Origin of the sequence: Oceanospirillum beijerinckii DSM 7166, assembly GCF_000422425.1 — a bacterium.
GTDB lineage: Bacteria > Pseudomonadota > Gammaproteobacteria > Pseudomonadales > Halomonadaceae > Oceanospirillum > Oceanospirillum beijerinckii.
Genome location: NZ_AULT01000031.1, coordinates 50,407 through 61,949, shown reverse-complemented (window position 1 = coordinate 61,949; position 11,543 = coordinate 50,407). Strand labels below are relative to the sequence as shown.

8 protein-coding genes are annotated in these 11,543 nt (G+C 45.2%); 4 read left to right on the top strand and 4 right to left on the bottom strand.

Going from position 1 to position 11,543, the window contains the following annotated elements; all coding sequences use genetic code 11:
* Positions 1 to 38 precede the first annotated feature (38 nt).
* The 4 genes from H579_RS0110435 to H579_RS0110420 all read left to right on the top strand — a co-directional run bounded on the left by H579_RS0110435 (position 39) and on the right by H579_RS0110420 (position 3,744).
* Entirely contained in the window at positions 39 to 587 is a 549-nt protein-coding gene (locus H579_RS0110435; protein ID WP_028300632.1) for a flotillin family protein, read from the top strand.
* Between the two features lie 117 nt (positions 588 to 704).
* Positions 705 to 1,589: a LysR family transcriptional regulator gene (locus tag H579_RS0110430; RefSeq protein WP_028300631.1), complete on the top strand. Its 885-nt coding sequence runs from the start codon at positions 705 to 707 to the stop codon at positions 1,587 to 1,589.
* A 175-nt stretch (positions 1,590 to 1,764) separates the two neighbouring features.
* Positions 1,765 to 2,520 (top strand): sulfite exporter TauE/SafE family protein, encoded by a 756-nt coding sequence (locus H579_RS0110425; RefSeq protein WP_028300630.1) that lies wholly within the window; start codon positions 1,765 to 1,767, stop codon positions 2,518 to 2,520.
* 312 nt (positions 2,521 to 2,832) lie between these two features.
* Complete coding sequence (locus H579_RS0110420) at positions 2,833 to 3,744, top strand: LysR substrate-binding domain-containing protein (RefSeq protein WP_028300629.1); 912 nt, start codon at positions 2,833 to 2,835, stop codon at positions 3,742 to 3,744.
* Between the two features lie 142 nt (positions 3,745 to 3,886).
* Here the strand turns inward: H579_RS0110420 and H579_RS0110415 are convergent, their stop codons facing one another.
* The 4 genes from H579_RS0110415 to H579_RS0110400 form a co-directional block, all read right to left on the bottom strand.
* Positions 3,887 to 4,102 (bottom strand): hypothetical protein, encoded by a 216-nt coding sequence (locus H579_RS0110415; protein ID WP_245583250.1) that lies wholly within the window; start codon positions 4,100 to 4,102, stop codon positions 3,887 to 3,889.
* Positions 4,103 to 4,428: 326 nt separating this feature from the next.
* Complete coding sequence (gene trhO, locus H579_RS0110410; RefSeq protein WP_028300627.1) at positions 4,429 to 5,403, bottom strand: oxygen-dependent tRNA uridine(34) hydroxylase TrhO; 975 nt, start codon at positions 5,401 to 5,403, stop codon at positions 4,429 to 4,431.
* A 371-nt stretch (positions 5,404 to 5,774) separates the two neighbouring features.
* On the bottom strand, positions 5,775 to 6,656 hold the full coding sequence (locus tag H579_RS0110405; RefSeq protein ID WP_051227527.1) for a DMT family transporter: 882 nt from the start codon (positions 6,654 to 6,656) through the stop codon (positions 5,775 to 5,777).
* A gap of 350 nt (positions 6,657 to 7,006) precedes the next feature.
* Positions 7,007 to 11,515, bottom strand: coding sequence for an NACHT domain-containing protein (locus H579_RS0110400; RefSeq protein ID WP_036566029.1), 4,509 nt, complete (start codon positions 11,513 to 11,515; stop codon positions 7,007 to 7,009).
* Positions 11,516 to 11,543: the final 28 nt, after the last annotated feature.

Genomic DNA, 11,543 nt, shown 5'->3' with positions numbered 1-11,543 from the left:
ATATCAATGTAAGTCTACCCAGAACTTGGTGTTCCGCTATGAAAAACCTTCTGTTTCGACTCTCTGTGACTGTCGTATTATCAGTATCTGCATCTGTGTTCCCGCTAACGACACAGGCTCAGGGGGCTGCTTATCAAAGTCCTGCTGATGATTATCCCGGTATTATGAAACGGGCACGCCAGGCAGAACAGGAGCGTGCGGCCAGAGCCAGAGCCGATGCCGAAGCCAGACGTGAACGAATCCGTGTACATGCTGAAAGAGCGCGCAATTCTGAACGGGCCCAGGTTGAACATGAGCGCTCAGTCGCGACTAAACGGACAGAAGCCGATCGAGCGAGAGAAAAAGCCCGTTTTGAACAGGAAAACTCCGTCATTAAGTACCAGATGTCCCGTGAACGTCAGGCGATCTTAAGTGCCATGGATCAGGCGCGTCATCAAGCGGATATTGATCGACAGCAGGAGCTGAAAAAAGCAGAGCTGGCACGAGAGAAATCTATTTATTTCAGAGAACGTAAAGAAGCGGCTGAAAGAGATTTTGCCGCGCGTCGAGAGGCAACAGAACAACAACGGCTGAAGCGTATCTACTAATCTGAACCTTCACACACATCAGTATTTTCTGGCATCTTACTCTATCAGTCAGCCAATGGATTCAAGCCGTTTGAGCACCGCCGGAATCTGCTGGTTTTACGCCATCTAAGGACAGTTATGTCTGACCTACAGCTAAGATATTTTCTGGTGTGCGCGGAAGAGCGTAGCTTTACACTGGCTGCAAATCGTTTAGGTATCTCTCAACCGGCACTCAGCCAGCAGATTCGCAAGCTGGAGGATGAGCTGGGTATCACTCTGTTTACCCGTGCCGGACGGGGTATTCAACTCACGGCTGCAGGGCGTCAGTTATGGGGGAAAGTGCATCCTCTGTATCAGAATGTAGACCAGGCCATTCGGGAGTTGCAGTTTCAGGAAGGGGTGGTCGAAGGCACTATCGCGATTGCTGGCCCTCATACGGTCATCTCTTATCTGTTACCTTCACTGATCAGTCAGCATAGTGTTGAGAATCCTGAAGTTAAGTTCCAGCTTCATGCCCGCAGCAGTCAGGAAGTCATTCAGTTGGCTTATAACCGCACGGTCGATTTTGGTTTGGTTCATAGTACTATGGTGCTCCCACCAGAGTTGGAAGCAGAGGCTATTCATGATGAACAGTTGGTGGCGATTTTTGCTGAAGATTTTCCGGGTGCCGGGCAGATCCTCCAGTCTCGCACTTTGCCTCAGGGAACACCTATGATTCTTTTCCCACCCGGTTATGCTTTACGTCGTGCGGTTGAAAATGCGTTCGCAGATCAAGTGTTAGCTATCCGCATGGAAGTCGAAACGGTCGATATTATGCTTAATCTGGCTCGTAATGGCAGTGGGGTATGTTTTGCGCCTAGATATGTTGCAGCGGGGCAACCCGGACTGATCTATTCCTCACTGGATAATCTGGATCTCACTCTGTCCATTATGCTGGTTACCCGCTATAAGAACCTGATTCAACCGATTACACAGAATTTTATTGACCAGTTGAAAAGCTACTGTAACCGCGATGGTGTCTAACGGGATGAAGATCATGCTCTGACGTGATGATATTGCCCGATGGCTCAAATCTTCAGAGCTAAGCTATAAGCTGAACTTATAGCTTGTATAGTTCCTGCCGCCTACCTCAAGTGGCAGGCCCTCTCTAGAATGCCAATCATATTACTGGCCCAAAGCCTGTTTCAGAGTGAGTATTATGATTGATGACCCTCTTTTTTATCTTGTCGCGATTCCTGCCGTCTTAATTGTGGGAATATCCAAAGGCGGTATGGGCGGTGGTTTAGGTATGGTGGCCGTGCCTATCCTTTCTCTGGCGATTCCACCGATTCAGGCAGCCGCCATTATGTTACCCATTCTATGTGTGATGGACCTGCTAGGTTTATGGGGTTTTCGTGGTCATTACGATAAAACCAATCTAAAAATTATTCTGCCAGCAGCCATTATCGGCATTGTGCTTGGCGCACTAAGTTTTAATAGTCTGTCCGAAACGGATATTAAGTTGATGATAGGACTGATGGCGACCCTGTTTACCTTAAATCACGGTTATCAAAAGCTACGCAAAATACCAGATAACACACGAGAGGCCAGCCTAAGCAAAGGTAGTTTCTGGGGAATACTGGCAGGTTTTACCAGCTTTAGTGTGCATGCCGGTGGTCCTCCTATGAATATCTACCTGCTGCCACAAAAGCTGGATAAAACTCTGTTTGTTGGCACGACGATTATTTTCTTCGCAGTAGTAAACTACACCAAACTTATCCCTTATGCCTGGTTAGGATTGTTGGATAGCAATAATCTAATGACAGCCCTGGCGCTACTGATATTTGCCCCGATGGGTGTCTATCTGGGCATGTACCTGCATAAACGAGTAAACGACTTCTGGTTCTATATCAGCTGCTACGGCTTGCTGTTTATCACAGGTATTAAACTGATTTATGACGGTTTATTTGCCTGAATGTAAGCAAGCTATGTGTGCAGCAGGTCTGAATGTCTCTTAATGGAAGCTGCTTTATGAATGAGTCATGACTGGTTTCCCAAGGCGCAGCAAGTGATGTGGAACGCTAATATTACAACGCGTAAAAAGTACAATAAGCGACTGTCTGTCGTTTTTGTCCTTAAGCCAAGAAGCGTAGTTGATATAATCTCACTAAATAGCAATCGATTTAGGGATAGGTTCAGAGAACAGGGCCTGAGATTGATATAAACACATCTCATCCCCTGAAAAACAGGGGTTTTCTGCCACGTAGAACAATCAAGGCATAATATAATGAAAAACTTCCGACAGAAACTGCCGCCCCTTGACCCCTTGATCGCCTTTGAAGCGGCAGCACGGCACCTCAGTTTTACTCAAGCGGCGCAGGAACTGCACTTGACACAGGCAGCGGTCAGTCAGCAGATCCGTCAGTTAGAAGATTTTCTAGGTGTCCCTCTGTTTCTTCGTGCCCATCGCTCCGTTAGTCTTACTCAACAGGGGCGAGACTTTCAACATACCATTGCTGCCTTACTACTTGAGCTGGCTAATGCGACACGGGAGCTTAAGGTTACGGATAGAGATAACCCCCTGACCATTGCGACAGATCAGTCTATCGCTTCATTATGGCTGATGCCTAAACTTACGGAGTTTCGTATCCAATACCCGGATATAAAGCTGCGCCTGATTGCCTCTGATGACCTTGAAAATTGTATTAACCCAGATGTGAATATCGCCATTACCTTTGGTGATGGGCAATGGAAGGGTTACAACAGTCGGCAGTTGTTTGTAGAAAAGGTTTACCCGGTATGCAGTCCTGATTACATTCAACGCTTTGGCGAGATTAAAGATGCTGAAGATCTGGTGCATCATCATCTGATTGAGCTGGAAGATCATAACTCCAGCTGTATGAATTGGCGGCGTTGGCTCAATGCGAAGAATGTCGATCTGCCTGTTGAACGTTTAGATATCTCCTTGAATAGTTACCCTCTGGTCATCGATGCTGCCAAGAATGGCCAGGGTATCGCTCTGGCCTGGCAACATCTGACAACTGATGAGTTGATACAGAATCAGCAGTTGATCAACCCTATCGGGCAAAGCGTGGAGAGTGACCTGGGATACTTTGTGTTATGGCATAACGACCAGCGACTCTCTGAGGACGGGCAGGCATTTTTAGATTGGATACAGACTAAGATTTTGCCAGTCTAATAGAGGTACTGTCGTATATCTCTGCATTACCGATACGCTGGATGCTGGCGTATATGCAGTACTGCCAATGGCATTTTTGTGCACACCAACTATTTTTAGGTGGGTGTTTATTCTGCTGTGACCTGGCTTGGTTTCGTACAAATCAATCATCATCCTGCATTGGAATAGAAAACTTGCCCGATTTAAGCCCGGCGATCCTGATGGCGATGGTGGCCTCCTCTATTACGGATAACACGATGTCTTTGCGGGCAGGAGAAAACACGTATTCATCTTGAGCAGCATCAAACGTGATTTTTCCAATGATGTCTCCGCTATCATTAATGCAATCAAGTTCTTGTTGTACAGGAAAGAACAACATTATATGAAACCTCTTTTAAAACAAACTATTCGGCACATGATAGCAAACTCAAAGCATCCGAAAAATGCAGTATAAAAACACAAAAATCACCAAGTGCCCTGCGTGTGGGAGTCCCACGTAACAGCCCCTGAATTTATGGCTCAAGAGTCGTTAAGCGGGTGTCCCTTCGCGCTTTTTCGTATGTGTTCGCGCTTTCAATCGTTGTTAAGGTATAAGTCTTATACCAAACCAGATAAGTTGTTGTAGCTCGGAAAAGCCGCAAGGCGCTTCGCTTATCCAAGCGACTCTGATATCAAGAAACTTATCGGGAATGGTATTAGCAAGACTTAACTGTTTTTAGTCCGCTGTGCTTCTTTTTGTTTCTGCTTCAGTTCGCGATTATGCTCCGCAAACTGTTGAGCCTGACCGCCGACGTGTTGAATACCACGGGCTTTGGCCAGCTGAACCTGCTTTTCACGGTCACGGAAACGCTGGATCTGCTCTTCGCTGTGTGTGCCATAACACTTAGGACAGCTGACACCGGCTTCATACTGTTCGGATTGCTTATCCTCTTCAGTGATCGGCAGACGGCAGGCGTTGCACATATCGTACTGACCTTTTTCCAGATCATGATTCACCGAAACCCGACCATCAAATACGTAACACTCACCCTGCCATAGGGAGTTTTCTTCCGGCATTTCTTCCAGGTATTTCAGAATACCGCCTTCCAGATGGTAAACCTCATCAAAACCCTGTTCCTTCAAATAAGCCGTCGACTTCTCGCAACGGATGCCACCGGTACAGAACATCGCCACCTTTTTGTGTTTTTCCGGGTCCAGGTTCTCTTTTACATAATCCGGGAATTCACGGAAGGTTTTGGTGTTGGGATTAACGGCATGTTTAAAGGTGCCGATCTCAACTTCGTAGTCGTTACGGGTATCGACCAGTAGTACTTCTGGATCGCTGATTAAGTCATTCCACTCATCGGGCTTTACATAAGTGCCCACTACATGGCGCGGGTCTATGCCTTCAACGCCCATGGTGACTATCTCTTTTTTCAGCTTCACCTTGGTGCGGTTAAAGGGGTTATGCTCATGGTAGGACTCTTTGCTGACAATATCGGTCAGACGGGTATCGCTTTTCAGCCAGCTCAGCACCGCTTTAATGCCTGCTTCAGCCCCGGCAATCGTACCGTTAATGCCTTCAGAAGCCAGTAGCAAAGTGCCTTTTACTTCATGGTTCTGCATCTGCTGCAGTAGAGGCTCCCGTAGCTGTTCAAAGTTTTCTAAACGCACAAATTTGTAGAGTGCGCATACCGTAATAGGCTCAGGGGCTGTGGTTGTAGATGTATTTGTTGATGTGTTTGGTGCAGTGTGAGTCAAAATAATATCTCCTGCTAAACGAAGCGTAAATTCGTCGCAATGTGATGCAAAAAACCGTTAACCTGGGGTCTTTAGGTTTAGAGCTAACAGTTGATTTAATAACCAACTTAAACAGTCGGAATTGGTGCGCTAAGATTACACCATAATGGGACAAAATGTTGGTTTAATCTGTAGTCAGTGGAGCTTGGGTTCAAGTATTTAGTGCGGTGATCAGATAATACCAGATGCCTCGGAAGGTATTTTTGCAAAGTATCCTTGAGGTGATCATAACGAAGCCGCAGTAAAGCGAAACCGTGTGTAGATCAACGGGTTCATCTACTGGCTTTTGCCAGTAAAACAGCGGCGGTTAGCACCAAACCACCGCCCATTAGTGTCATCGTCGACAGAGCCTCTCCTATCAGAGATACGGCTATCAAAATCGCTACCACAGGCTCCAAAGTCGACAGAGTTGAAGCGGTTGAAGCTCCAATCAAGGGTGAGCCCGCAATAAAGGTTGCAATCGGTGCAATGGTGGCAAAAATCGCTAATCCCAATACTGCAAACCAACCGTCACTGGTTTGAGGCAGTGCCGCTTCCTGAAATGCGCTGGCGCAGGCAAAGGTCAACATTCCTGCTAACAGAATAACCCAGGCAGATGCGATAGGGTTTTCTGGCTTGGCGGTATGTGAGCCATACACAATAGCAGCCCCGTAGCTTAATGCTGCAAATAGCGCCCACAGAATACCTTGCAGATCTCCCTGTAGATCAATCCCTGCCGCTAATATCACTCCAGTGAGCGCTAACACCATGCTGGCAATCCGGGTTTTTGTGGTGGGTTCTTTGAGCACCAGAATCGCATACAGAGTGACAAAAGCGGGAAAGGAAAACATCAGAATGACTGCCAGACTCACGGATGTTGAATGGCTGGCGCTGTAATAGCCTAAGGCCGCTCCTGCATAGCCGATACCAATTAATGCACTTTGAAAAAAGATTTTAGGCCTGGGTAGTGGCACGCCTTTCATCTTCAGCCATAGCAGCAGTACCAGTGCCGCGACACTAAACCGGGCCAGTAATAACCCTGTCGGATTAGCGCCATCGTTATAGGCAACGTAGGCGAAAAAAGGTTGTAGGCCGAAGCAGATCGCAGAAATCAGCACAAGCAGATAGCCTTTGGCAAAAATCTGCTTCTGAGCAACAGCAGCCATTGATGTCATAACGCACTCCAATACGTTTCAGAAGGCCAGAGCAAAAACTCAGATGCACTCACAGATCTTCGGAAAGTTCTGGGCTCTTGCTTCAGCTTCTCTTCAGGAAATAACTGTCATATTTTGATGTAACCTAGAGGGTTAAGGTACAGTGAGCAATCGAGGCAGAAGGAAATGTCGCTGTCAGACACTTAAGGGTCTCTATCAGATCAAATCCTCAAGGCCTTTAATACCTTTAAGGAGTGGTTCCTACAGAGTGTGTCCGAAGAGCTAACGGCGGTGGTGAAAGCTCCATCGGCATAAACTTTCACTCAGTCTCCCTCACTCGATAGTGGGGAGACTGATCTACATAAATAAGCTTAGCGTTTAGTATCCTGATTCCATCCAGTTTGTTTCCAATTACCATTTTCACGCCAGACCATACCCTCTGATCTTCGCGAACAGGATTCATTGTTACTTCCATTTGGCCAGACATTCCTTTCTGCAATCATTATCCAAACGGGCTCAACTCCGAATTTTTTGCAATAAGTGTTGAGGACATTTTCATCAATAACAACAGCTATCTGATTAGCAGAAGGCCTATGAGCTTGAATAAGCTTCTGGCCAGTCTTGTCTAGCCAGATATTAGGACTAGAGTCTGACATATCTACTTCAAGCTCATTGGCAAACCATTTCTGCGGCATGTATTGAGAAAAGCCTTCAGGAAGAGATTTATCAAGATGGCTCTCCCAGTGATAGCAAGTAACTGGAATCAAAAATTCACAACCTTTTGGAGCATTTGGTAAATCCTGATATAGCTTTTCTGATTGCCAGGTATTACGCCAATAAGCCTCTCGAAGGTATGGTCCATCAGTAAATTCACTTGGTCGAAAGTAGTGTCCATCTATACTTTGCTTTTCCGTAAGGTGTTCAGCTAATGCCTCCACGTTTCCCCGCTTTAAAAACACACAATATAAGAACCGAAGTTCTTCATATCGTATACCATGTTCACCTGGATGAGGTTCGTCATACTGTTGCCGATCTGAGTGATACTCATGCAAAAGCAACCATCTTCTAGCCTCGCTATCAACTCTTACGAGCTTTTCTGAAACTGACTGGGTTGGATCTTCTGCAAAAGGCCATTGTTTCAAATCACTTTCAGCAACTCTTGGTAATTGAATCAGAGGTTCGATAATCCAGCTATTTGTACAATCAGCCCCCCCTATACCTGAAGCCTCATTAGGTAGGATTGTTGGCTCTATATCTCGACGAAAATCCTGATGGCTATAACGGTAAACACCCAACTCTTCAGACCAATCTTGAAGTGCCCAAAAATTATCTGCTAATCGGGCTTGTATTTCATCCAAGGCAATGCGTTGATACTTCTTTCCAACACGTTCAGAATCATTGTCATATCTCGAATAACCAGAACTATAACAATCTCTTGGGAAAAGCTCAGAAGTCCAACCAAGCTCATAAGCACGCTTAGCGATCCAGAGTCGACATTGCTTTAAATCAACTTTGTCGTACTCTTCATAGCCCTTACCTTCACGGAAATATTCTGATCTCAGTCTCATTCGCTCAGTTTCATTCAAAAGGCTTTCTAAATGATCCAAAGCCCTTGTCTTTGACTCTTCTAGAAAGGCAAGGTCTTGCTCTACAGTTTCTTTAGAGTCATCACTTGTAACCTGTAAAAAAACAGCCGTTCCTATAGAACGCTGTAGAGATTCATAGCGATCTAAGGCCTCTGCTCGCTCATCGCTCGGGTAAATAAACTCCTCAAGAAATTGCTTCTTTAGATCTTCGGCAGAGATTGGGGCGGGGCTGTCCAAAGCAGTAGATATGAATGCTCCTACTTTCCCTGGTATGCTGTATTTTCCAAAATCCCCCAATTCACTAGAAGAGGAGTAAAAGATATCTCTTCCTCCTCGACCATCAGCAATAGATTCAATATCCTGTTCCGTTAAGCCGAATATTGGTGCGTCACTATCAAAAGGAGGAAAGCAGCCCTCTAAATCAATATCACTACTCAATACTCCTTTTCTATCGGCCAGCTCTATTATCCCGAGTGCATAGTCCCTGGTCAGAATAGCTACTGGCGGCTTCCTTGCAGCAAAAACCTTGTTATAGGTTTCCTTGGAGTATCTTTGTAAACGTTTAGTATCCTGATCTATACAACATGCTCCAAAAGCAGCTGCATACAACCGTTCAATAACATATGGGTCATCACAGTCATACATTTTCTCAAGCGCGAAAGTGTAAATATCTTGATTGACCACAAACAGATTCGTTAAGGCCTTAGTTGCTCGATCTCGCAGAGTCATAAAAGATGATGAAAGTGCCCAGGCCAATACAATCGAGGCAAGCTCCATATGCTTAACGTCAGCAGAACCTTCAGATATAGATAGAGCCCACGAGACAACCCTATCGACTTGATTCAGCTCTTCCCGTGAAACAAAATTTATCCAATTCGTCCACTGACTATCTCGTTCAGGCATCGCTTGCCGTTTCAGATTAGTGTGTAGAAACAACGCATTAAATGGATGTTCAGCCGTCATTGATACTTCTAGCAGTACCCCCAGAGTGTCAACATGATAACCATCTAATTGATTTAGTAGGTCTATTGCCGAATCAGGAAAAGCATCGGGGCTGCGCCATTTAAAGCTTTCTGCAAACCCTTCTTGTAACAGATGAGCTTCTTCCCATAGTCGCTCCCAGTCAGGTAAAGTATGGACAAACTCCAACCCAAGCTTTTCTGGATATATTGTAGATAAAGCACTGATCAAACCTGCGTATTTATATTGGAAGCCCTGATCGAGATCTTCGTCATAACATAGGAAACTTAATGGCCCATCTTTATCAAAAGCTGCATGGGCTTGTTCTTTGGTTATCTTTTCGGTCAGAGTCTTTGCCATCAGATGATCTTGAAACCGTTGGAATGCAAAACGAATTAAATCTGATGGAGGATCAAAGGGATCGATATCATCTGAGTATGGAGGGGGGTCTCTACGAAACAAGTTTGCTTCAATTAGGATTCGCAACCACGTCTTTCCCTCTGGCGGTGTTCTTCCTCTAAAGCTTTCTTCTGCAAATATTGTTGCTTGTTCAGGTTCAACAAAGTCGCAGCCATTAACTGCCATTTTATTAGCAATTTGACATGCACATCTTTTGATAGATGCAGCTATATCATCCTGACTTGATGGATCAACTCCTATACGCCAACTTAATGCATCCAAATAGAAAGCCATGATGCTAGAGATTCCTCTTAATCCACGCGGAAATTCTGTTAATCCTTTCGCATGTATTGCTTCGCTGGCACTTTTTAGAAACAGCGGATTACTAAACTCTGGTGATAGCCATGGAGTGTTAGGCCTGGCGATCCCTTTCGCATCAAGATATTGAATAGCAGCTCGCTCTAGCTCTTCTGGTGTCGAGAACCCGTTTATACGAAACTTAGGTAATTTGTCTGATAGGGTTTCAGGAATAGCATATTGCAGATATTCATCGCGACAGGAGAATACTGCGGCCAAATACGGGTAACGAGTGATTGCATTGATAATATCTGGCAGTTTTTGTCTCCAATACCCTGCGCCTACGCCTTCATTGATCGCATCAAACAGCAAAAGCGTCCGTTCACCAATGCGTTCTCCTGCAGCATTAAGTGTTCCTAAAACACTCTCTTCACTTCTCCCTTCCAAACCTAAAAGACTCCCAATCTGTTCCCAAAAAGGTGACTGAGAAAGACTTTGGCCTAGTACTAGAACTGTCGGTAAACCCACACCAACCCGCTGTTCTGCTACTTGTCCTAAGATATGAGACTTACCCGCACCTGCAGGCCCATAAATAACCGCACATCTCCGAGCTTCAGCTTGAAGCCGAGTTTGGCTAAAAAAAGAACTCAGCGAATAACAAGCAGAGTTAATGTCAGGAAAACCTCGCAACACATTTTCAAGCTTATGTTGGTTTAGTTCTGAAAACTGAGCCTCATCAACTGAGTCAAGATCGCTTTCCAAATTCTGCAGCTCGCTCCGTAATTCATCTACAGTATTTTTCGCTGAATGAACATCCCATTCTTTGTCTAGGTCGTGACCAAGAGAATCTTTAAGCCCCGTCACCTTTTGCCAGGTGCTACGTACTTTCAAAGAAGCCTCAGTGGTTGGTAACAACTTCTCAGATAGAGAAAGAGTTTTTTGAATATCTACCGTCTCTAATTGATTAAAAGCAGCCCGCAGTTTTTCAATAATAGAGGGGCCACGGACGATGGTGTCAAACAGTTCCTCAATGGATACTCCAACATGGTCATCAGGGTTGAAACGATCATCCAGCATCCGATTTGCTGAACTGATTTGTTCCTTAAACCAGCTTGGATTCAATACATCTTTACCGAACCAATATCTAACTAAAGGTGAACTCCCCTCCCTGAGAAGCATTTCTTTCAAGATGGTTTCTGACCAAAGCTCAAACTCAATGCTAATAGAGTTCTCTGCGGCCCACTTTTTCCACTTCTCTATTCGATCAAACCATTTCTGCCACTCGGATTTCCCCTTACCACCTCGATTTGGAGTAAGGTCTTTTGGCAATGCAAAAACATAGGTTTGTAGCTCTGGATGTACTCTTAGCGCTTGTTGTACCGATTCATCCATTTGTCGCCACTGAGTATCTTCTAACGAAAGAAAAAACTTTGCTTGGTAACCCACTTTCTTCCCATTATCGAGTAACCAGATAGCCTCAACACCGCCATCGCCACCTCTGCCCTCATTTGGTTGATATTCAATACCACCCTGAGGTTTCTCACGTCGTGCAAGCACACAAATCAAATCCTCAAAAGACTCTCTTTGTCCGTCATTAAAGGCATTGATATCAGAGAAGCTAATCTCAGTTGTATCCATTTTTGGGCTTTTCCTACTGGTCGAGAGA

Bases quoted from the DNA above. Each gene is read 5' to 3' on its own strand.
- H579_RS0110435 (WP_028300632.1), top strand. From the start codon at position 39: ATGAAAAACCTTCTGTTTCGACTCTCTGTGACTGTCGTATTATCAGTA.
- H579_RS0110430 (WP_028300631.1), top strand. From the start codon at position 705: ATGTCTGACCTACAGCTAAGATATTTTCTGGTGTGCGCGGAAGAGCGT.
- H579_RS0110425 (WP_028300630.1), top strand. From the start codon at position 1,765: ATGATTGATGACCCTCTTTTTTATCTTGTCGCGATTCCTGCCGTCTTA.
- H579_RS0110420 (WP_028300629.1), top strand. From the start codon at position 2,833: ATGAAAAACTTCCGACAGAAACTGCCGCCCCTTGACCCCTTGATCGCC.
- H579_RS0110415 (WP_245583250.1), bottom strand. From the start codon at position 4,102: ATGTTGTTCTTTCCTGTACAACAAGAACTTGATTGCATTAATGATAGC.
- H579_RS0110405 (WP_051227527.1), bottom strand. From the start codon at position 6,656: ATGACATCAATGGCTGCTGTTGCTCAGAAGCAGATTTTTGCCAAAGGC.
- H579_RS0110400 (WP_036566029.1), bottom strand. From the start codon at position 11,515: ATGGATACAACTGAGATTAGCTTCTCTGATATCAATGCCTTTAATGAC.